This window comes from Calditrichia bacterium, from assembly GCA_020634975.1.
Lineage (GTDB): Bacteria > Calditrichota > Calditrichia > RBG-13-44-9 > J075 > JACKAQ01.
In genome coordinates, this window is record JACKAQ010000003.1 from 38421 (window position 1) to 61096 (window position 22676).

Sequence of the window (22676 nt, forward strand, 5' to 3'; positions counted from 1 at the left end):
CAATTACGGATAACAGCATCCAATGGCGCGGCAGAATCGCGAACGACGAGCAGTCGGCTGCGCTGCAATCGTTGAGCGGCGATACGCCATTCAACAGTGTGATTGCAGAAATTCTGCCGAAATCGGCGGCAGCGTTACGGTCAATTTTACGCTGCCGGTTCGCCCGGATATCGCAGGACTCGACCCGCTGCTGGCGGGCAAATTACTCATCGGCAAAGCGCAGATTCGCTATCACGGATTGATGATGCTTGCCGAAGGGCGCGCGCTGCAGGACGCATTTTCGCGACAGCCGGACAAAGTCGCCATCCAGCGATTATACGACACCAGTCAGCAAAAAGGATTGCAGGGGCGTGAGTTGCTCCTCCGCGCCAGACGCGGCAGCGCAGCACCCGGCGATCCCGTTCCGTTGACGGCTAAACTTTGTAAAATAAATTGATTTGCCGCAAAGACGCGAAGGACGCGAAGCCTGATAATGTTTCACTTCGTTTGAATGTGGCGGGAGACCCCTGCCTTCGCAGGGGTGACCAACTCTGTCATTCCTGCGAAGGCAGGGATCTCCCGAATAGAACCTTTGCGCACTTGGCGCCATTGCGGCAAAAAAAAGAAAACGAAACCACAAAAACCCCTCTATCGACCGGAGGTTTTGAAATGCCGAGAATTTTGAACGATCTGAAAAGCAAAGCTGCAATTGAAAAATATTATCAGCGAAAAATTTTCAAACGCAACGGACAATATTATCTGTTTTGGGCGGACAGCGGCAGCGAAAAGCAGCTGAATTATCGATTTGCCCAAACCATTGCAGATTTGGCAACGACGACGGAAATCGAAGCGACGAGCGCAGCCAATTCATCCAGCCAGTACGGCAATGCGTACGATGTATTTTTTGACCGCGCCGGCGACAGGGTTGCAATTGCGTGGGTCAATCAGAAAAAATTGATGTTCAAACTCGGCAGCTTCAACGCGGACGGCAGCATTTCGTGGGGCACGGAACAGCTCGTCGAAGATGGCGGCAGCGCCAAATTTGATGCGCCGGTGCTGGCGCGCGGCGGCGACGGCATCTGGGGAATCATCGTTCGAAAGGATGGCAGCAAACGCAATATCCATTTTTACAGCGGCGCGGTCAGCAATCCCGGCGACACCGGCGATTGGGTTGATCAGGGCAAAGTAACGAACGACAATTTGAGCAGTTCCGCCGAATATCACCGCATCGCTGCGACGGGCAGCGACCTGCTGCTGATCTGGCGCGAGGATCAAAAAATCCACTCCCGCCGATTCCGAAATGGCGAAATGGCATCGCCGCAAATACTTGAAAATCCTGAAGTTGAAGGCAACCAGATTTCCGGCGCGGTCAGCGATGCGCAGGGCAATGTGCAACTCGTTTTTCTCGGTGAATCCAGCGGGCATCCGCTCATTCACGCCACATACGATGCTGCGAATGATAGCTGGTCGCACACCCAAATTTCCGCCACAACCGGTGATGACGACGTTGCGCCATCGCTGCAAATCGACGGCGCGGGTAATTTGCACGTCGTGTATCGCATCCATTCATCGAACGCGAAAGACCGCATCCACTATTTCCAAAAGCCGTTGTTCGACGACTGGCGCGACGAAACCGCCAATTTGCCCGGCGATCTCGCCCGAACCGACGAATACGATCATTTGCAGGACACGCCAATTATGGCGGCGTTCGACGCCAACGAAGTGCTCGTTGCATGGATGAACGAGCGCGACAGCGATGATGCCATCGAATTGTGGATGGATTCGATCCCACTGGCGATATTGCAGGATATCACCATCGACGGACCATTTTGGCAGGCAAAAGCCGATGTCCTGCAAAAAACACAACAAATTTCCACGGAAATGCTCGAACAAAACGAAACGCTGTTCCGCTCGATTTTTGTGGATGACAACGTGCAGAATAACAGCGGCGAACCACTTTCAATGCCCGGCGTGATCATCGCAGTTTGCGCGGTGAAAAGCTTGCAGGTGACGCCCAACGGCGCGGGCACTCCGCCGGAATTTCGCTGGCAGCGATCGCCGGAAATCCAGACACCGGTTAATTTGACGCAGCTTGAAATCGATGAAAAATTGCGCAGCGGCGAGCTGACGCTGGTGATGCTGCAGGCTGATCCGGCACAGTGGCGCGGTGGCGATATCGGCGGCGAATCGTTCAAAATGCTGGCCGGTGATATCAGTCTGGACGTACTCGAAGCCGTCGATCAGTCGCGCGATAAGTTGTTCACAGACTTGAATTTAGCTGCCGCGATACCGGCTGAAGAACCGGATCGTTTTATCGGGTTGATTTCCGCACATGCCAGCGGATTGTCGCTGTATGGCAGCGCAACGTTGCCGTGGGAACCGCAAACCCAACCGGTCACCGCGCCGTTTTGCTCACCCGGCTGCTGCCCGATCCCGCGCCGGATAGCTCGCCCGTTCCCGGTTACCGGCTGACTGTCGAATACGAACGGCTGACTGTTGCCGAAGAAAATCAGTTGATCGCTGCATGGCGACGGTTGAGCCGCTACGTCAACCCGCGCCACCCGCTCAATGGCAACGCCGGCAGCGGACCGGTGCCCAATTGGATGACGCTGGAAATCACCAATCCGATGGCGGTGCCGAGGTTATTTTGGCCCATCGTTCCGTGGCCGCAAAACGCCGCCGCAACCGAATTCCCGGTGGGATTCGAGCGCGGGCAATTCAATTTGCTGATGACCGATCAGCAGGCGTATGACAGCGCCAATCCACCCGGATCGCTGGCGCGGATCATCCCGGACAACGTGGTCATCCAGCCGGACGGCAACGGGCAACTGCGTATTTTGCTCGACGCAGATTCGCAAATTCCCGCCACATCCGGGCAAATGAGCTACCAATATTTGCGCGATTCGAACAGCGCAACTAGCGAGGCATTCACCTTTTCCAACCTGAAAATGGCGTACAGTCCGGTGGAAACGCCCCGCACGCTCCGCGAATTTTTGGGGAAATCTGTGCCAGAATGGGACGAGGCAACACCGCTGCAAACCCCTGTTTTATGGGGATTTATGCCATTGGAAGATGGCTGGGCGCAGCTTCCCGTGCTCAATTTGACCGAACAAATTTTTCTCGATGCAAAAGTTGCCCAATCCGATTTGCTCTCGGTTGCGCCGCCGCGTGCGCTGTCGCAGGGTGCGGTCAGTTACGGCAACGATGCCGCAGATGTGCTCAACACGCAGCAAAATGAGCAGGCCTGGAATCTCACATTTATCAACGCGAAATCCATTTCCGGAACGCTGGTGCTGTCGCCAAACGGCAGCGGATTTGCGCTGGCGGATATGGCGCTCACCGCCGATTCGCCGGAAGTTGCCATCAACGGACTGCTCTGGCTGAGCAGCGGGAAACCGACCGAATGCGATGCGCTGCCGGACATGGACAACTGGGTTTCCGGGCTGCAACCGGTGCCGCTGCAAAGCGTGCAAAATGATGATTTGTTCCCTTCACCGATTGTTTTTGAGCTGGCGCAGATGGTTTTCGCCGCGCGAAGTGATCAGCAATTGTCCGCAAATTTGCAAAACTGGTCGTATCGACTGGCGGCGCAAATCACCGTATTGCAAAAATTGATTGATTCTGGCGTATTGCCGGAATCGGTGCTCGGCGATTATCTTCCGCTGATCTGGCGGCGGCATCCCAATTTGCCGATGGTGCAGGCGCTGCCGCTGACGCAGAACCAGTCGCCGCCGAATTATCCGGCGGCCAGCCGCCAACTGGTGCCGTTCGAGTTGCTCAGCGCTGTCGAAGACGATATTCCCGTGCCATCGCCGGACTGGGCTTTTGGCGTGCCGGATAGCGACGCAGCCGCAAAATGGCCGGCGCTGTTGGGCAGTGCCGGAGCGGCGAGCGAATGGAAATCGCTGTTCGATCTGCCGCTGACCGCGCTGTCACTGCCGGGATTACACCTCGATCCGCGGGAAAATCCCGACGAAACCGGGCTTGCCGACGATTTTCTGCCCGCCCAATTCCGGTTTGACATGCCCTACACCGACGAAATCAACGCGTTGGCGCAACTGCCGAAATCGCAGGATGAGCAATCTGCCGACGCAGACAATCCCGACGCGCCGGTGCTGCAGCCGCAAACGCCGCTCACCCGCGAAACTTTTGCGGATTTCTGGCAGGAATTGACCGAAAAAGCCAGCCTTTCCCGCGCATCAGCGATTGCCGCGTTTCTCAAAAATGACGATGCGACGCTGATTCGCCACCTGATCGAACCGTTTGTGTGGCCGGTTTCGCCGACGCTGGAAACGGGTGCATTCCCCGGAAAATTGTCCATCGCCGACAGCCAAAACGGGGCGGTGAGCATCGATTTGCAAACCGAAGCCGCGCTCGAAGGCATCTCCGGACGATTTGTCCCGGTGGATGCGCAAACCATCCGTCGGCTCGACGATGCAGATTCGACTGCCGAAAATCCGCTGGAAATCACCGCGGGCAGCATGGCGGCGCATCGCAACAGCAACGGCGAATTTGTCGATCAGCGCGGATTGGCGCGCGCCGCGAGTGTTGTCGAAATGGCGTTCATCCGCACACGCGTCAAATTGCACGAAGCGGAAACCGCATTCGATTTGACCACCGCAAAACAGGCGATTGATCTGCAAATCCACGATGGCGCGAGCTGGCAAATCTGGTTCCGCGATCTGCCGGTTGCGGCGGACAGCAGCATTTTCGACCGCAGCAAAACTGTGTCGGCATTTGCCGATGACATCAACGATCCCGAGGCACTTTCCCGGGAGCGAAATTATCTCAACGGGTACGAATGGCGCATCAGCGAGGATAGCAACAGTGCGCTAATTCCTGAATATTTAACCATTTACAATCTCCATTTTTATCCGCTGACGCTGGAAAAACTGGCGCTCAACGGCGACGAGATCGCCGAAATTGAGATGATCGGGCGCATCCAGTTGCCATTGCCGGGCGAAAAAGAAATGGTTGATTTCAGCAACGCAGCGAAAATCATTTTCCGTCGAACGGCACCGAACACGCCGCTGGCCTTTGCGGAAATTGCGCTGGTTTCCGATACCGGCGAATGGCCGCTGGCGCTTAGCGAAGGCGAAAATAGCGATGCGCCGCACCTCTTTTTCGGCGAGATTCGTCGCAACGCGGACGGCTCAGCCATCGAAATCGATGCGGTACGACTGCATTTTTACGCTTTTGGCGAGGAGTGGCGACTCGACTGGCCGGAAGCCATTGCCTTTTCGGCAACACCGGAAAACCCGCAGATTTCCGAATTTCAATTTACGCCCGACGACCCGCCCGCAGCGATTTCCCCAAAATCGCTGAAGCTTGCCATCGACGTTGCCAGCGGATCAGCACAACACAGCGTTTCAATTTTATTGGCAATTCAACTGGGCAATCGCAACCGGCTGGCGTTCGATGCATTGGTACGATTCCACCTGCTTGGCTACGCCACCGGCGCGCAAACCGGCGATGTGGTTTGGGAAAACGGCGTGCTGTTCCGCGATCTGCAACTCAACACCCCCGCGCATCCGGACGAAACCGCGCTCGTGTTTCGGGAAAATTCGCTGCAATTCCGCTGGACGGATTATCAATCGACGCAAAACACCGCATTGCAGATTTTGCCGGGAATGCACATCCAGAATTCCGGCAAAACTGCGCCGGGAATGGTTACGCTGTCGTTCACCGTTTCTCGCGAAAGCGGCGGCTTGCACACATTACATCTGCGTTCATCGTTTGTCGAAATGCTGCTGTTCACCGGTTGGGGACAATTTTTGCAGCGCCAAAATATGCCGCCGCAACTCACCCGAACGCCGGTTTTGGGCTCGTCCGCGGGACAAATTACGTTTGGCTACACCGCCCAATGGATCGACCAAAATTGGCAGGAGTCGTTTGTGCTCAACGGATTTCTGGAGGTCAGCAACCTGATTTCCTGGCCGCAGGCGATGGCGTTGGACATCATCGAAGACGATTTTATTTTGAATCTGCCGCCGGCTCAAACTGCGGATTTGCCCGCGTTGAATCACACCCGTCACTCGATGCGGGTTTTGCTCAACCAGCACAATATTCCGCTGAATCAACTGGTTGAAGGTGCCGGGGAATTGCTGTTCAATCTCGCAGAAAACCAGCCGTGGCAATTTCTGGCGGTCGTCGAGCACCAATTGACCAACGTGCTGCCGGATGCCGCTTTTCAGGAATTTGTCGTGCAAAACGATCGCCGCTGGACTGCGCTGCAGGAAGTGCGGCTGGTGCTTCCGGCGATGTTCAAACAATTTCTGCAGGATATCGGCGACAAAAGCAGCATCAGTCCACTGGGCGGCGTCGGCAGGCTCGGCGAGATCAACTATGGCTATCTCGGCGACGGGCTTCACAACGCGCTGATCTCCGAGATTGACAAATTACCCGGGCAATCGATCGGTGAATCCCGGACGCTGATAGTCGAGGCGAGCGCCCCGCACTGGATTCGGCAGGAAAAAGTGCGCAACGCCGCCGCCACAACACTGCAATTTCTTCCGAACGGCAGCCAGATGGGCATTCTCAGCAGCCCGAACGACTTTTTGCCATCGAAACCAGCGACACCAAAGTGGCTGTTCTTCACCACCCCGTTTTTGGGTCGATTGCAGCCAAAAACCGACGATTTACTCGACCAAACCACGCCAATTGACGATGCGGTGAGCATGTTGCAAATCGATCCGCTGCTACGGATGCACCTCAATCGCCAGTCGGCAACCGCCGGAGAACTCAGTCCGCTGGCGCTGGCGCTCACCAGTTGGGCGAATGCCGCGCCGCAGCGCATTCGCGTATCGGGATTCGATCTCGCGAGAATGCGCAGTTGGGCACGGTTGGACAGCACATCGCTGGAGGAAAACTGGTTCCGGCTGCAACATCCCATTGCCGAGCCGGGCGCGACATTTTTGCAGAGCGTCACCGCTGCGCTGCCGGATACGCCAGCACGACTGAGTCGACCCGCTGCGCTGGAAAAAGCATTCGACACGTTCCGCACCCATTATCCGCCGCAATCGGCCACAAATCCGCAACCGGCATTGCAACAGCGGATTTTATGGCGGGAAAGCAGCCTGCTCCAATCGCAGGGCGTTAGCAGTGTTGCACCGAACGATTCGCCGCCATATGGCTGGCACATCGCCGGGTTGCAATTGCTCACCTCCGCGCTGGCATCACCGGAAGAAACTGCCGGGGAAATCCGCCTGTTTCCGGCTGCAACCGTGGTTTCGCCAGTGAACGAACAGGACGGCAAAACCAACAAATTCCCGCTCAGTTTTGCGGTCAGTCCGTATCTCGGGCTGGAATTTCGTCCGGCACCAGCCGAAGCGACACTGAAACTGATCGCCGCAGAATTGCTCTGTCTCGACCGAAACACCAGCCGACTGACGCCCGTTGCCAGCCATTTCTGGGAAGTGGATCCGAGCATCGCGCCGCCGGCTGCCGCCGAAGCTGCGATTTTCAGCCAAAGTGCCGATTGGGCAGCAAAAATCCATGAACGGCAAAGTCCGGATTCGCCATTGGCGATGCTGCGTTACCGCGAAATCCGCAGCAAATCACTCAACGCTGTGGAAGCCGAAGCACCGCTGGTCACCACCTATTCGTTCGCAATTGTGCCGGGTATTCGCCTCTACGACTCGCTGAACAAACGGGTGTTCCGCATCCGTTCGGCGGTGCAGCAACTGCGTTTCCGCGAGGGCAATTTCGCCGGATTCGCACTACCGAAATCGTTGAAAAATTTTGAATTAGCGCCGCCACAGGTTAATGGCGTGCAGCCGCTGTATTTGCCGGATCGTCCGGTGTCGCCGGAAAACGGCGCGTGGCCGTGGGGCATGAGCGCGCTGCGAATGAGCGTCAATTACGCCGACGCCGAAACCGCCGTGCTCGGCACCGCCAGCGATGCGCCGGAAAATCCGCCGATGACGCTGTGGTGGCAGGCACCGCAACATTTTGTGCAATTCCGTTCAGCAATTTCATCGGAAAAACCGACTGCCGGTTTGCCGCCGAATTTCCGTGCACCGGCGATCAAAAGCTTTTTGCCGGTGATCGCCAATCCGCCGATGCCTGCGTTTCGCGCTGAAAATCTGGCAAATCCCGATGGCAACGCCAATTCGATCGACCGCTGGCAACCGGTGTTGCCCGGCGCGCTGCGCTTTCTGTTGACCGGCAATCGCACCGGCACGATGCTGGCGTTGCGCCACCAATTGCTGCGCCAAAGCGGATTGCATTTCGACGCTGCTGCGCCGGAATCCGGCGAAAGTCTTGTTTCCGGGAGCGTTCCGGTGCAGCATCGCGTGCCGCGTCCGGTGCCGTTGCCTGCCAATCGCTCTGTCGAAACGGCGCTGCAAACCTGGGCGAGCTATTTTGAACCGCGCAGAAATGTGCTGGTCAGCGAATCGCCGGTGGACGAAGCATTTTTCGCCGAATGCGGCAGTTTCCCCGCCCGGCGATTGCAGATGCAACTCGCTGCGCCGCGCAACGGCGCGGTGGATAAGGATTGGGACGGCAATCTCGTTTTCCGGCTCACCGGACACAGCGAATCGTTTGAGATCAGCGATTGGCAGATTGCGCTGTCGCTCGCGGATGGCGATCAATCGTTCGATTTCATAACGCCAACCGCGCCGGGAACATTCGGCGATCTCGAAAATGTGTTCATTTTTACGCTGAAAGATGCGGGCGACGGCAAAACGCTGGAACATCTGCAAACACTGGTCAAACGCAAAGCGAACGGATCGACGATCGCCGCAAACGCAAAAGTAAGTTACGCATCTGCGACAGATGGATTTTCGCAAACACTCGCTTTCCCGCTGCGAACCATCGACCGGAGCGAGTTGCCGCTGCCGCTGAAACCGAATTTCATCCATTTTGAGGACCCGGAATACAACCGTCGTCTGGCATCGCCATCGGCGCATGCAGCGGTGAATGTGAAAGTGCTACTTCCAAATGACGATCAGGAATTGCACGAAGTAACGCTGGCAGCCGACCGGCGGATTTACAATCCCGACAGCCGTGTTGCGCTGCGCTTCGATTGGGACGACAATCGCTCCGCGACCAGTCGCCTGACCGTGCAGCAGGTGGACAGCAGCGGCGTTGCCAAAACCATTTCGCTGGTGCTGGATAACGGTTCAGTGGTGCCGTTCGTCGATTTACAGAGCGGCAAATTACTGCAAATTTCGCTGCAGAAATTGCAACGCAACAACCAGCCGTTCCACTTTGCGCCCGGCGATGTGCTGCAATTCAAACTGGCGATCACCGACGGCATCGAGCCGGTAAATTTGCTGCTGCAAACCGATATCGTTTCGGAACCGGTGATTCCCGTTTCCGGTTCAGCATACGCGCTGCTGCGGCGCCAGCAATTTAACGAAAATGAATATGTCGATTGCGCCCGATTCGCGTGGGGACCGGCAGCCAGCCGCGTTGAAATGGTTTGTCCGGAAGATTTACGCAGCGAAGTGGTTCGCCGCCGCGCGGTTTTCCAGTGGACGGATGCGCTCCGCAACGGTCGTTTGCGCGGTTACGCCATCCAGAAAATATCGCCGAACGGCGCAACCCATTTTCCTAAAATTTGATCGGATTGCTTTGTGACGGGCGCAGATTTCTGTGCCCGTTTTTTTAATTTCCGATTCCCGCCTGCCTTGCGATATCCGATTTTTATGATAAATTATTGAATGAACAAAACAGGTTCCGCTGAACAAAAAATCTGTATTGTCGGTGCCGGTTCTTCAGGAATTGTAGCCGTCAAATATTTCAAAGCCAACGGGCTTAAATTTGATTGTTTCGAAAAAGGCTCTGATATCGGTGGAAACTGGCGTTACAACAACGACAACGGTCTTTCATCCGCCTACCGCTCACTGCACATCATTTCCAGTAAATGGAACATGCAATATTCAGATTTTCCGATGCCGGAAGATTTTCCGGATTACGGACACCATAGCGACGTGTTACGTTATTTCGAAAGTTACATCGCCCATTTTGAATTGCGACAGCACATCACGTTCAACACAGAAGTTGTGAAAATCGCGCCGGCGGCGAACCGGAAATGGGACGTGACGCTTTCAAGCGGAGAAACCCGGCGATACGATGCGGTGGTGATTGCCAATGGGCACCACTGGCAACCGCAAATCCCGGATTTTCCCGGCAATTTCAACGGACAAACCCTGCATTCTCATCATTACAAAACGGCAGACGGATTCGAGAACAAACGGGTGTTGATTGTCGGCATCGGCAATTCGGCATGCGATATCGCGATAGATTTATGCCGGATTGCCAAATCCGTGCATCTGTCCACCCGGCGCAGCGCCCACATTGTCCCAAAGTATTTGCTCGGTCGCCCGACAGATCAGTGGACCCATCCGCTGCTCGAACGCTTCCTGCCGATTCCGCTGCGGCGACAGGCGTTCCGGCTGCTTACTTTTTTGACTGTCGGAAATCAGGAGCGATACGGCTTGCCGCGTCCGAAGCAGAAAATGATGCAAGAACATCCAACGTTGAACCAGGAATTTTTGGCGTATGTCGGGCACGGACGTGTAAAAATAAAACCAAATATTCGCAAACTTCAGGGTGATTTTGTTGAATTTGAAGACAACACCAGTGAACCGTTCGATGCGATTATTTACGGAACCGGATATCAGATTTCATTCCCATTTTTTGATCCCGGCTTGATCGATGTGACCGGCAATCGCGTTCACCTTTATCGAAAAGTCATTCACCCGGATTTGCCGAATCTGTATTTTTTGGGATTGATTCAGCCATTGGGCGCTATTATGCCGCTGGCGGAACAACAATCCAAATGGATTGCCGGATTGCTCAGTGGCAGCATCTATTTACCGCCAATTCCGGTAATGAAAAAATCCATCGAAGCAGATCGCCGGAAACTGGAAAAACGCTATGTCAATTCTCCGCGCCACACCATTCAGGTTGATTTTTGGTCGTATTTTCAGGAAATCGAGCGGGAAATCAGAAAATATCGCCGAAAATAACGCACCCAAAAACCACACAATTAATTCAGCCAATGTCAATTTATGGATAGAAAACCCAACATTTTAATCACCGGCGCGGCCGGTTACATCGGCAGTATCGTTTGCGAACAAATCGCTGACAGCCGGGACGAATTCGGCACGGTTGTCGGGCTGGATTTACGGGAACCTTCTGCGGATCGTAAGTTTAGCGAAATCAACTACATCGCGGATGATATTCGTTCGAAAAAAATTGGCGATTATCTGCGCAAACATCAAATTGACGTGGTAGTGCATCTCGCCGCGATTGTTTCACCAGCGAAATCGATGAGCCGCGAATTTCTGCACGATGTGGAAGTGAACGGCACGGGCAACCTGCTCGATGCCTGCGTTGCGGCGAATGTGCGCCAGTTTATCGTCACCAGCAGCGGGGCGGCATATGGCTATCACCCGGACAATCCCGATTGGCTGGATGAAACCGCGCCATTGCGCGGCAATCCGGAATTTGCCTATTCCGATCACAAACGGCAAATCGAGGAAATGCTCGCGGAATTCCGCGCCAAACACCCGCAACTGCGGCAACTGATTTTTCGCCCGGGCACGATTTTGGGCGCAAATGTGAACAACCAGATCACCGATTTATTCAAAAAACCGGTAGTTTTGGGGCTGCGCGGCGCAGATTCGCCGTTTGTGTTTATCTGGGATGAAGATGTTGCGGCAGTCATTCTTGATGGCATCCGTAACGGAAAATCCGGCATTTTCAACCTCGCCGGTGACGGCACACTGAGCATGCCGGAGATCGCAAAAATTTTGGGGAAACCGTATGTTTCGCTGCCCGTTTCGTTGGTAAAATCCGTGCTTTTAGCTTTGAAAATATTGAACTTAACCCAATACGGACCGGAACAGGTCAATTTCATCCGCTATCGCCCGGTGCTGGACAATCAGCACCTGAAATCCGAATTCGGCTACATTCCGCAGAAAACCAGCCGGGAAGTTTTCGAATATTTTTTGGCGAATCGATAACCATTTTTTGCCACGAAATTGCACGATAAAACGGGTTTTAAACATAATATTTTAATTGAGATTCCTGCCTTCGCAGGAATGACAAAAAGATGTAACCTCGTTCTAACGCTCCCGCTTTGGAGCAATATTCAAACACAAAATATTTTGAGTCATTTGTGAAAATTCATCACAAAAAATCGAGCGATTGATGGAAATTTCCGGGAAGACAGTGTTGATCACCGGTGCAACGGGCGGAATGGGACGCGCGTTTTGCCGTGCGTTGGGCGAAGCCGGTGCAGCCATCGCGATGCTGGATGTGGATGAAAACTCACTCCGCGATTTTGCCGAAGAATTGACGGCTTCCGGAATTAAAACGGCGTTCGCGAGTTGCGACATTCGCGACGCGGCAGCCTGCCAAATCGCCATCGAGCAGCTGGCCGCGCATTTCGGCGGTATCGATATTTTGATGAACAACGCAGGCATCACCCATCGCAGCCTGTTTTCGGAAACCCAAATTGAAGTGCTCGAAAAAGTGATGGCTGTGAATTATTTCGGCGCAGTCAACTGCACCAAAGCGGCACTCCCCTACCTCAGACAATCCAAAGGAACAATTGTCGTAACCAGCAGTATTGCCGGATTTACACCGTTATTGGGTCGAACCGGTTACAGCGCCAGCAAATACGCGCTGCACGGATTTTTCGAATCGCTGCGTACGGAGCTGATCGATGATGGCGTAAAAATTTTGCTGGTTTGTCCGGGGTTTACCGCAACGGGTATCGAAAACCGGGCGCTTTCCGGCGATGGCAGCATCACAAAACGGCAGTGGTCAACCACCGGAAAAATCCATCAACCGGCGGATGTTGCCAATGCAATAATCAACGGCATTCGCAAAGAAAAACGGCTGCTGGTGCTTTCCACCGTCGGCAAATTGGCGTATTGGATTGGCAGGCTGTTCCCCAAATTTTACGAACGGGAAATGCGCAAAAAACTCCGCCACGAATTTTTTCCACCGTAAAATCTTATCTAAAATGCCCTTTTTAGGGAATGTTTTCTGTGATTTTAAAATCGTATCTTCCAATACAAATATGAACTTGTAACAGATGTTGTGCATCATGTTCAGACAGTTTGAAAATATTCAGACGTTTCGGAACGTATGTGCGAGTTCCTTACCAACAATACGTTTGCTATTGTTGGGTTCGCAATTGTGTGAACCACAATTGTGTGACCGCATAACATCAGCTCGAAAAACAGAGGTGGGAATGTCAAAAATTTTGATACTGTTTGTTTTGCTCAACTTAAGTGGATGGTTTGTCAGCTGCGATTCCGATCGATATTTGAGTTATAATTTCACCGCAGAAAGCCCGGCAAAAGTGGCGCAAATTAGCGGAACGATCACCAATTTATACACGGGTCAAGCTGTTGATAATGCTCAAATTATCATCGATAATCAATTCGCTGAAACCGAAAGCAACGGCGAATATTTGTTGAATTTTATTTTAGGCGGCGACGAGTCATTTAACCGATCGTATAACGTCCGGATTACCGCCGATGAATATTATCCGTTGGACACGACAATTGTTGTTTTCCCCAATTTGAATCAAGCCAAATATATTCTGGATTATGGTGCACCTGTTGTGGTTTCTGCAGAACTGGTTGAGCCGGCAATCGCCCGGGCAACAATTTTGGATTATCAGGGTATTTCGTCTGTTGATACGGTGACGGTTTTGGTGGCGTTTTTGGGAGCATTTCCGAATTCGAACAAGCTGTTGTGGCTGGAATATCCATTAATCAGAACGCAGGTAATCAACGAAAAAACAGCACGTTACGAAACCGTCATCGAATATGACAACGGCATATTGCTTTTTTCAAAAATGCGCGTAATTGCCCGCGATAACGAAGGTTTTGTAAAAAACCAGATTTTTCTGTTCGATACAAATTAGCTCAAAAACCTACCGTGATATCAAATTGATATTTGCCCAATTTTTGCAAATGCGGCACTTCTATCCGCAGCAATAATTTATATTTTCCCGGCTGAAGCTGCATGGTCAGCACTTCGCCAACCCGGTTGTTGGATAAACCGGTCGATTGTTGATCAAAACTTGCGGATTCTCGCCGGATTTCCTGCATATCGTCATCAAACAAAACGTAGGTACGCGAATAGCTGAAATTACCTTTGGCGTCTGTGCGCACTTCTTTTTCCGGCAACGAATATTCGATGCGCACCAAATTGCCGTTCAGCGATTCATCAAATTTAACCCCATTCAGTTCGTTCCACGCGTCATCGTTGGCAAAATCGAACATGGGTGTGTAAATGTATCGCGCCTCCATTCGCTCTTTGTCCAACTGTCGGTCAAAACGGCGCTGCATTTGGCGATTGGAGATGGTTGTGGCGGTTATCGCGTTGCCGTAAATATTTGTAACGTATTGCTTTACCATCAAATCCAGATTGTGGCGGGTATATTGCCAATTTTCGGTATGCCAGGCAATGTTTGAGCGATAATCCGGCTCACCAAATTTGATGTACAGCTCGCCCCGGGCATCCCACGGCGCATGCGGCGATCCGCTGCGAATATATTGATCCTGCAAATATTTGGTTTCCAGATTATCCCAATATTCGTAAAAATGCGACCGGGCGAATCGCACGCGAGCTTCGAAAGCATCACGCGCTTCATTTTTGGCTGTGGCCGGAGAAGGATCGATGCTTTTCCAATAATTATCCAACCATTTTTCGCGATCGGAACGGGTTGTGAGGCTAAAATATTTTTGGAACTGCTCCGGCGCCAAAATATGCCACATCCCGAAATCAATTAATTCATCAAAATTCCAACTGTCATCGGTTTTCAGCATGGTGCGATACTGCTCGTATCGCCGGGTTTCGAACGAAATGCCGCTGTTTTGTGAAATGGCGGAAAGCGCTTCTTCGCTTTCGATTGAGATTTTTTGGAAATTCTGAGTGGCACGGCTGTCGCTAGACAATGTTTTCAACTGACTATTTTTTGGTGTGCTATCTTCCAATTTTTTAATGAGCTTATCTGCGATTTCGACGAAAGCATCCTGTGCGACAAGTTCACGCAAAACGGGCAACGCGGCAGGATCACCCAATCGCCCCAACGCCAGCGCAGCCTGATGCCGGACGTCATCGTAACGGCTGCCGAGTTGCTCCACCAAAAACCGGTGATATTTTGCATTTCCGCTCCGTGCCAACGCTTCCGCGAGCATCACCTGGTTTAATAATCCGTCATCAGCCCAATTGCTGTTGGGATATTGTTCGCGCAAATGTTGATACGCATCGAACGCGGCTTCGCGTTCTTCGGGCAATTTTTCCAGGCTGAACGCCAGCCAGAACTGAGCATCATCTGCATAATCGCCTGACGGATCATCTTGCAGTATTTCTCGATATACGGTAATTGCCGATTGCCAGTCCTGTTTCATGCACTGTTTGCGGGCTTGCAGATACCGGGCACGCTGATCCATTTTGCCGGTTTGCGCTGATGCCATTACTCCCCCAAAAATCATCACGCAACAAATAATTCTGGCAAATCGGGCAAGTTGCCGGTTCATAGTTGTCCTCATTTTTTTATGCGATATCATAGTGACTGCACCTCTGTGGAATTTTGCCGCAGCGCGATTTGCAACTGCCGCGCTTCGATGAGCAGATCGCTGTCGCGGATCATCGATTTGAGCATTTGCACAGCGGTATCCGCTTCATCCGGTTCTATATTACTGATCTCGTAAAGCAACATTTCCAGCCGGCTGAGGTAGCGAACGAGCAGCAGATCGTTCATCCGGACACTCACTTGCTCCGCCATTGGCATCTGCCGCATCAACCGTCTGCTGGTTTGGGCATTCATATCCAAAAACTCGCTGTCGGGCGTTTCGTTATCAGCGATGTTATCGATTTCCAACAACAGCATTTCGCTGTCGAGCAAAAACATCTTGAGATCCTGCCATTCTTTGCTGGAAACATCGCGCAGTTGAAATGAAGGCGCATAAACAGCTTCCGGCGATGGTGTGAAAACCGGCTGCGGCGAAAGTAGCCACTGACCGGCAAAAATACCGATGACCAGAACAACCGCAAATTCTGCCAGCCGGAACGCCGGTGTCGGTGCGATAAAAACGCGTTCCCAAATTTCCCGCAGGGTTGCCTGCAAACTGGATGTTCTGTTCACCGGAAATTCCATCGCCATTGCAGATTGGAACGATTGCAACAATTCTTCCGATGGCGCGGCGTTCCGGTAAATCCGCAAATTCTCGCAGATTTCCCGCCAATCGCTGTTTTCCAAATCGGTATCGATCTGCGCCAGCAACGTTTCAAATTCAGCAGCTTCCGCTGGCGCCATCTGTCCGTTTTCGTAGCGAATCAATTGTTCTTCAAACTTATCCATTGCAATAGCTCAATTTATGTTCATCTTTGGTAAAATTTCTTTCAATTTATTCAATCCGCGAAACATGTGAATGCGGACCGTGTTTTCGCTGCACGTCATTATTTCGGCGATTTCTGTGGTGGAATATTCGTGGAAGAAACGCAGCGAAATTGCTGTTCGCTGGTTGATGGACAGCTGCTGCATCGCCTGCTCCAGTTGGAAACGCAGTTCGGTGTTCTCCAGTTTTTGCATCACATTTTCACCGGTTTTGGATGATGCCAACTGATTTTCGGCGGCTAATTCCAAACCGTCATTTTCGTAATAATCCATTCGGGCGCGGGAATTTTTTCGTTGTAAATCCCGGCATTGGTTCACCATTATCCGGTACAACCAGGTTGAAAAATGCGCCCGTCCTTCGAAAGCGGGCAACTTCTCGAAGGCTTTGACAAATGAATTTTGAGCAGCGTCCCGGGCATCTTCCCAATTCCCCATCAAATCGTAACCCAGATACAATAATTTTTCCTGATATTGGCTCACAAGCTGCCCAAAAGCGCTTCGATCACCTTTTTGGGCTTTTGCGACCAGTTTTTGCACCCGGGATTTCATCCATTGGTTCTCGGTTCTCCGAACGATGATCCATCATTCGTAATGAAACTTGCATAAATTAGACGTTCATATGCTGCGGAGTGTTTACGTCAGTAAAAAAGATTGTTGCGGTATTTACTATTTTTTTTCGGCTGCGCCAAAACAGAGCACTTCGCCATCGCCGGTGCCGATCACCATTTTTCCGGCGGCGATTGCCGGAGATGCAACAATTGCCGAACCGGCGGTGAATTGCCATTTTTCCTGTCCCGTGCTCACCGAGAGGCGATGAATATTGCCACGTTCGGTTGCTAAAATGAGATCATCATTGGCAACAACCGGCGACGCCTCGATTTTTGATCGGGTTTCGAATGTCCACTGCGCACGCCCGGTTTCGCGGTTGATGGCGTGAATCAGTTTATCCCGCCCGCCGGCGAACACCCATTCGTCCGTAACTGCAGCAGATGCATAAAATGGAAATTTTCGCTGCGGATGAATGTATTCCCAGCGAATTTCCAGCGGCGCCAGCGTAATCGCCAACACCCGGTTATCATATGTGCCCAGATAAGCTTCGCCAGCGACAATGGCGGCGGTGGCGGCAACGTAACCACCCAGATTCAACGAATCGGTTTGCATGCCGGTTTGCAGATTAATCAATCGCAACACGCCGTCACATCCGGCGAGAACGGCATTTTCATCGAAAATTGCGGCGGTGCTGTGCACATAATTTTCCGTTTCCAACTGCCAGCGCAATGCGCCGGTTTCGCGATTCAAACAATAGATGTACTGGTCGTATCCGCCGAAAACCAGCCACTCGCCGGAAATGTTCACCGATGAAATAATCTCGCCTTCGGTTTGAAATTGCCATTTCAGCGAACCGTTTTCCGCGGAAACGGCATGCAACATACCATCGCCATCACCAAAAAAAACGGTGCCGTCCGCTACTGTCGGCGACGATTTGATATCCCCATTCGCAGCATATTTCCAAATCTGTTCGCCCGATACCAGATCCAGCGCGTACAAATGCCCATCCGCCGACGCAACGAAAACCCGTTCGCCAACAATGGCGGCGGTGCTGACAATTTCGTCGTCCGTCTGAAATCGCCAGATCAAATCGAGCTGTTCAGGTAATTCGGCGTTGCTCACGCCGGTCATTTGGGCGTTGCCCCGAAACATCGGCCAATCATTGTTGGCGGCGGAAACTTCGGGTGAACCGGATTGAGCAATCGCCGCTGCGCATATAAACAGCAGCCCATAAACTGCAATATTTATTGATAGATATGTTTTTTTCATGAGCCACCAAAATATCGATGAATATCGAGCATCACCGCATAAATCATCAAACCGAGAATGGCAATCCACCCGGCGAGATGCAGCGGCAGCGATAGCCGTGTCATCACCGGATGCAGCGGTTCCAGCGCATACAGCAACAATTTACCGCCGTCCAGCGGCGGAACGGGCAGCAAGTTGAGCACTGCAAAATTGATGCTCAAAATGATGCTGATGCTCAAAAACGCGTTCCAGCCGCCGGAAAGCGCCTGACTGCCTTCTGTAAAAATTCCGATGACGCTGGTCAGCGATTCCGGGTTGGAAAAAAGGGTGGGCAGCATTTGAAACATGCCCATCATCGTGCTGAACGTTTGCAGCCACGGCGAAATCATCAGCGCAAAAAAACCGGATTCGCCGGAGAGCAAGTTGAGCAGCGCAAACAGAGGAATGCAAATCAACACATTCGCCAGCGGTCCGCCGATTGTGAACACCATTCGCCGACACACCGGCGCTTGCGGATGCAATTGTCCGTTGCTCAGCTTCGGCAACACATAACCGCCGATGGGCAGCATCGCCAGCCGGAATTCGGTTTCACCAAGCCGGGTTTTCCAAATAGCTTTGCCAAATCCGACTGAAAACCGGGCAACCGGAATGCCCGTCCATCGCGCAGCCAAAAAATGCCCGAGTTCGTGAACGAAAATTAAACAGCCGAGAATCAGTCCAATAATGATAAAATTCATAGAAATGTCAGGTTGTTTTGGGAAATTTACCAGGCTTGCCGGTATAAATCGAGCAGCGTTTGTTCATCAACGGAACGCGGATTGAAACGTCCGGTCCACTGTTCCGCCGCCAGTTTTGCGAGCACCGGCAAATCGGTTTCGGGCACGTTGCACTGATTTAGCGATCCGGGTAAATCTCCCCATTCTTGCAATTGATGAATGCGGTTTGTCAGATATGTTACCGCATCAGATTTTACCGAGGAGTGCAAAATCAGTTCCCCATACAGCGGCGCAACCTCGCTCGCGTTAAAGCGAACAACATGCGGCAGCATAATGCCAACCGCTGTGCCGTGAGTGATGCCGTAGGTTGCCGTTAGCGGATTTGCCAATGCATGAGCAGCACCCAACATACTGTTTTCAATAGACATACCGGCGAGATGCGCACCCATCAGCATGGCGCTTGCGGCTGTAATTTGGGATGGAGAATTCAAAAAATATTCCGCATGTTCGTCGATAAAACGAAAGGCTTCTTTGGCGAACATTTGGGAAAAAGCGGTTCGTTTGGTGCTCACAAAGCTTTCCACAGCATGAGAAAATGCATCCATTACCGTTACGGCGGCAACCGGTTTTGGCAGCGTCGCCAGCAGCAGCGGATCTAAAATAACCGTGTGAAAACGCGCTTTCAGATCGCCGCAAGCCATTTTCCGATGATCGGTTGCGCGGGAAATCAGCGCAAAAGATTGCGCTTCGCTTCCGGTTCCCGCGGTTGTCGGGATGCCGATTGACGGCAACATTGGCTGGGTAGCTTTGCCAAATCCCCAATAATCTGCCATTTGACCGCCGTTCGTCACCAAAAAATTGATGCCTTTGGCACAGTCCATCGAACTGCCGCCACCAAGTGCGATGATGACATCCGGCAATCCGCCGGATTGAACAACAGCTGCGGCGGCTTTCACCTGTGCATCGGTTGGGTTTTCGTTAACATCCTCAAACACATTCGTGGAGATATTTGATTGGTGCAATATATTCAATGCTTTATCGGTAATTCCGGATGCGACAATTCCCGCATCCGTAACGATCAGCACATGCCGGCCACCGAGCGATTTTACCAAATCGCCCAGTTTTGCCAGCGCGTTAGTTCCAAAAACAACCTGTATTGTGGGTCGAAATTCAAATAAATTCATATTCAATAACATCAATTTTCCGCAATAGTTGGCATCCGGTTATCCGTTGGTGCGTTCAAATTCTTTCATAAATGCAACGAGCGTTTGCACGCCTTCTGTGGGCATTGCGTTGTAAATTGATGCACGAATTCCTCCGACTGAGCGATGCCCTTTGAGTCCGGACATGTGTTGCGCGGTTGCTTCCGCAACAAATTTTTTCTCGAGGTCTTCGTTTGGCAACCGCCAGGTTATGTTCATCAGCGAGCGGCTGTTTTTCTGTGCATGCGGTTTGTAAAAATCACCGGCATCCAGTGCATCGTATAACAAACCGGCTTTTTTGCGATTGGCGCTTTCAATTTTATCGATGCCACCCTGGCTTTTGATCCATTTCATCACCAAACCGACCACATAAATCGGGAAAGTCGGCGGCGTATTATACATGGAATTGCCTTCGGCGATGGTTTTGTAATTGAAAACCGTGGGGATATTTGACGGGCAACGATCCAGTAAATCTTTGCGGATAATCGTAATGGTAACACCTGCAGGACCTGCATTTTTTTGTGCACCTGCATAAATCAGGGCAAATTTTTTGGGATCGAACCTGCGGCAATATAAATCGGATGACATATCGGCAATCAACGGCACATCACCCGTATCCGGATAATCTTGGAACTGGGTGCCGAAAATGGTGTTGTTGGAGCAGATATGCAAATATGCGGCATCCGAACCTGCTTTAAAATCGGTAGGTATGTGGTTGTGATTACTGGATTTGGATGATGCGACAACCCGAGCAGGTTTGCCAAGTTGCACTGCTTCTTTATAGGCTTTTATCGCCCACGAACCGCTGTCAACATATTCCCCGACTCTGCCATCGACAGATAAATTCAGCGGAACGGCGGCAAACTGTCCGGTGGCGCCGCCCTGCATAAACACAACCTGGTAATCATCGGAGAATCCCATAATATCGAGAATCAGCGATGCTGCTTCGTTCAATACTTCATCAAATGTTTTGGACCTGTGGCTCATTTCCATTAATGACATGCCCTGCCCGCGAAAATTAACCAGCTCTTCCTGAACCTGATGTAAAACGGGTAGCGGCAGCGTTGCCGGTCCGGCGCTAAAATTGAAAATTCGTTGCATAATATGGCCTCCGTTCTGCTGTTTTTTGGGATTATTTCGACCGTGCTAAATTAACACTGCGTAACGGCGCTTGCCAGATATATTTTACGCAGCGTCAGCGCTTTCCGGGTTTCCACAGCGTTTCTTCGACGCCCGATTTTGCCGCAACATAGCGTCCGGCAACAAACAACCAATCGCTCAAACGGTTCAGATAGGGCAGTTCTGTGCCGTCCAGCGGCTCCGCCTGCAACACGTGATAAAGCTCGCGTTCCGCCCTCCGGCAAACCGTTCGTGCCACATGAATTCTGGCGGAAACCTCTCCTCCACCCGGCAAAATAAAGGACTTCAGGGATGGCAGATCGGTGTTCATTTCATCCATCTCCGTTTCGAGGCGCCGGACGTCCGGATCGTGAATTACCGGCGTATTTTCCCGGCGGTCTTCCGGCAACACCGCCAATTGTGAACCCAGATCAAACAACTCATTTTGAATCCGGAGCACCTTTTCGCGGATGATTGCCAAATCGCCGGTTGCATCTCGCAAACCCTCCGCAACTAAACCGAGATGAGCATTCAATTCATCAATGGTTCCATATGCGACAATTCTCGGCGCGGTTTTTTCAACGCGTTGACCGCCGGCCAAACTTGTCATTCCTTCATCGCCGGTTTTGGTATATACACGGGTAATCCTGACCATTTTATGCTCCAAATTCAAAAGAGTTGAAAAATTCATGCTTCAATAATTTTACCGGTTTGCAATGTACATTCAACATGACTTTCAGAAAAATGAAAATCAATTTCAGTATCTTTTAGGATTGCCGAATTTAGTGATGTCAGATTTCGTATTTGAAAAAAGTTAAAAAGTATTGTGTTGTGAAAAATTATTCATTACTATTGGCGCGATTGTTGTAAAGAGGTCCGTAAATAACATTTACTAAACATAAACAAATGGAGGATATCATGATCAAAGTGAGTCCAAAAAATCAGAAAATCACCTTCCAACTGGAGAAGCAAAACGCAGACAGCGTAGCCGTTGTTGGTGATTTCAACAATTGGGATAGCAATGCAACCCCGATGAAATTTGTAAAACGCAGTGGCGTTTGGAAAGCAGATGTAACCGTTTCCAGCGGTGTTCATGAATTTCGCTATCTGGTAAACGACAGCGAATGGATTAACGATGAAGAAGCACCGGCAGTGCCGAACGCATTTGGTACCAGCAATTCCGTAGCCGAAGTTGTTGCCCCCAAAGCACCTGCAAAAAAGAAATTAGCAAAGAAATAGTGTTGCATTTTTGATGGGGAACGGGCACAATCGTTCCCCATTTTTTTGTAATTTTTTTATTGACAAACCAGGATCGGCACTATATATTTCGCGCCGTTGTTACAAAACGATCCGGAGTAGCTCAGTGGTAGAGCGAGTGGCTGTTAACCACCAGGTCGGGGTTCAAATCCCTCAGATTTTACCCAAAAACCTAAGCTATTGTTTTTATTGCAGTTTAAGTTGTTGTTATTTGTGCAAAGAAATTTT

General features: G+C 51.5%; 16 protein-coding genes. 8 read left to right on the forward strand and 8 right to left on the reverse strand.

Annotated elements, in window-relative coordinates:
- The first annotated feature begins 22 nt into the window (after positions 1–22).
- The 7 genes from H6629_17810 (at position 23) to H6629_17840 (ending at position 13876) form a co-directional block, all read left to right on the forward strand.
- Positions 23–436 carry a hypothetical protein gene (locus H6629_17810; GenBank protein MCB9069644.1) on the forward strand — a complete coding sequence of 138 codons (414 nt, stop codon included), beginning with the start codon at positions 23–25 and terminating at the stop codon, positions 434–436.
- A 212-nt stretch (positions 437–648) separates the two neighbouring features.
- Positions 649–2451, forward strand: a complete 1803-nt coding sequence (locus H6629_17815; GenBank protein ID MCB9069645.1) for a hypothetical protein — start codon at positions 649–651, stop codon at positions 2449–2451.
- Positions 2352–9548, forward strand: a complete 7197-nt coding sequence (locus tag H6629_17820; protein MCB9069646.1) for a hypothetical protein — start codon at positions 2352–2354, stop codon at positions 9546–9548. The genes H6629_17815 and H6629_17820 overlap by 100 nt, the downstream gene beginning before the upstream one ends.
- Positions 9549–9647: 99 nt before the next feature.
- Positions 9648–10958, forward strand: coding sequence for an NAD(P)-binding domain-containing protein (locus tag H6629_17825; protein MCB9069647.1), 1311 nt, complete (start codon positions 9648–9650; stop codon positions 10956–10958).
- A gap of 42 nt (positions 10959–11000) precedes the next feature.
- Positions 11001–11957 carry an SDR family oxidoreductase gene (locus H6629_17830; protein MCB9069648.1) on the forward strand — a complete coding sequence of 319 codons (957 nt, stop codon included), beginning with the start codon at positions 11001–11003 and terminating at the stop codon, positions 11955–11957.
- A 187-nt stretch (positions 11958–12144) separates the two neighbouring features.
- Positions 12145–12951 (forward strand): SDR family oxidoreductase, encoded by an 807-nt coding sequence (locus H6629_17835; protein ID MCB9069649.1) that lies wholly within the window; start codon positions 12145–12147, stop codon positions 12949–12951.
- A gap of 244 nt (positions 12952–13195) precedes the next feature.
- The gene (locus H6629_17840) at positions 13196–13876 is read left to right on the forward strand and encodes a carboxypeptidase regulatory-like domain-containing protein (protein MCB9069650.1); all 681 of its coding nucleotides are present in this window, start codon (positions 13196–13198) and stop codon (positions 13874–13876) included.
- A 1-nt stretch (position 13877) separates the two neighbouring features.
- On the opposite strand, the gene H6629_17845 is transcribed toward H6629_17840, so the two are convergent.
- From H6629_17845 to H6629_17880, 8 genes are all read right to left on the reverse strand, one after another.
- Positions 13878–15434: a HEAT repeat domain-containing protein gene (locus H6629_17845; GenBank protein ID MCB9069651.1), complete on the reverse strand. Its 1557-nt coding sequence runs from the start codon at positions 15432–15434 to the stop codon at positions 13878–13880.
- Between the two features lie 89 nt (positions 15435–15523).
- On the reverse strand, positions 15524–16321 hold the full coding sequence (locus H6629_17850) for a hypothetical protein (protein ID MCB9069652.1): 798 nt from the start codon (positions 16319–16321) through the stop codon (positions 15524–15526).
- Between the two features lie 9 nt (positions 16322–16330).
- On the reverse strand, positions 16331–16906 hold the full coding sequence (locus H6629_17855) for an RNA polymerase sigma factor (GenBank protein MCB9069653.1): 576 nt from the start codon (positions 16904–16906) through the stop codon (positions 16331–16333).
- Between the two features lie 117 nt (positions 16907–17023).
- Positions 17024–18175: a PQQ-binding-like beta-propeller repeat protein gene (locus tag H6629_17860; GenBank protein MCB9069654.1), complete on the reverse strand. Its 1152-nt coding sequence runs from the start codon at positions 18173–18175 to the stop codon at positions 17024–17026.
- The gene (locus tag H6629_17865) at positions 18172–18891 is read right to left on the reverse strand and encodes a site-2 protease family protein (protein MCB9069655.1); all 720 of its coding nucleotides are present in this window, start codon (positions 18889–18891) and stop codon (positions 18172–18174) included. Before H6629_17865 ends, H6629_17860 begins: the two co-directional genes overlap by 4 nt.
- Before the next feature lie 26 nt (positions 18892–18917).
- On the reverse strand, positions 18918–20054 hold the full coding sequence (locus H6629_17870; GenBank protein MCB9069656.1) for an iron-containing alcohol dehydrogenase: 1137 nt from the start codon (positions 20052–20054) through the stop codon (positions 18918–18920).
- Positions 20055–20093: 39 nt separating this feature from the next.
- Complete coding sequence (serC, locus tag H6629_17875; GenBank protein MCB9069657.1) at positions 20094–21176, reverse strand: 3-phosphoserine/phosphohydroxythreonine transaminase; 1083 nt, start codon at positions 21174–21176, stop codon at positions 20094–20096.
- 91 nt (positions 21177–21267) lie between these two features.
- Complete coding sequence (locus H6629_17880) at positions 21268–21846, reverse strand: cob(I)yrinic acid a,c-diamide adenosyltransferase (protein MCB9069658.1); 579 nt, start codon at positions 21844–21846, stop codon at positions 21268–21270.
- A 263-nt stretch (positions 21847–22109) separates the two neighbouring features.
- On the opposite strand from H6629_17880, the gene H6629_17885 reads away from it, so the two are divergent.
- Positions 22110–22430: an isoamylase early set domain-containing protein gene (locus H6629_17885; GenBank protein MCB9069659.1), complete on the forward strand. Its 321-nt coding sequence runs from the start codon at positions 22110–22112 to the stop codon at positions 22428–22430.
- Positions 22431–22676: the final 246 nt, after the last annotated feature.

Bases quoted from the DNA above. Each gene is read 5' to 3' on its own strand.
- H6629_17810 (MCB9069644.1), top strand. From the start codon at position 23: ATGGCGCGGCAGAATCGCGAACGACGAGCAGTCGGCTGCGCTGCAATC.
- H6629_17815 (MCB9069645.1), top strand. From the start codon at position 649: ATGCCGAGAATTTTGAACGATCTGAAAAGCAAAGCTGCAATTGAAAAA.
- H6629_17825 (MCB9069647.1), top strand. From the start codon at position 9,648: ATGAACAAAACAGGTTCCGCTGAACAAAAAATCTGTATTGTCGGTGCC.
- H6629_17830 (MCB9069648.1), top strand. From the start codon at position 11,001: ATGGATAGAAAACCCAACATTTTAATCACCGGCGCGGCCGGTTACATC.
- H6629_17835 (MCB9069649.1), top strand. From the start codon at position 12,145: ATGGAAATTTCCGGGAAGACAGTGTTGATCACCGGTGCAACGGGCGGA.
- H6629_17840 (MCB9069650.1), top strand. From the start codon at position 13,196: ATGTCAAAAATTTTGATACTGTTTGTTTTGCTCAACTTAAGTGGATGG.
- H6629_17845 (MCB9069651.1), bottom strand. From the start codon at position 15,434: ATGGCATCAGCGCAAACCGGCAAAATGGATCAGCGTGCCCGGTATCTG.
- H6629_17850 (MCB9069652.1), bottom strand. From the start codon at position 16,321: ATGGATAAGTTTGAAGAACAATTGATTCGCTACGAAAACGGACAGATG.
- H6629_17855 (MCB9069653.1), bottom strand. From the start codon at position 16,906: ATGAAATCCCGGGTGCAAAAACTGGTCGCAAAAGCCCAAAAAGGTGAT.
- H6629_17860 (MCB9069654.1), bottom strand. From the start codon at position 18,175: ATGAAAAAAACATATCTATCAATAAATATTGCAGTTTATGGGCTGCTG.
- H6629_17865 (MCB9069655.1), bottom strand. From the start codon at position 18,891: ATGAATTTTATCATTATTGGACTGATTCTCGGCTGTTTAATTTTCGTT.
- H6629_17870 (MCB9069656.1), bottom strand. From the start codon at position 20,054: ATGAATTTATTTGAATTTCGACCCACAATACAGGTTGTTTTTGGAACT.
- H6629_17880 (MCB9069658.1), bottom strand. From the start codon at position 21,846: ATGGTCAGGATTACCCGTGTATATACCAAAACCGGCGATGAAGGAATG.
- H6629_17885 (MCB9069659.1), top strand. From the start codon at position 22,110: ATGATCAAAGTGAGTCCAAAAAATCAGAAAATCACCTTCCAACTGGAG.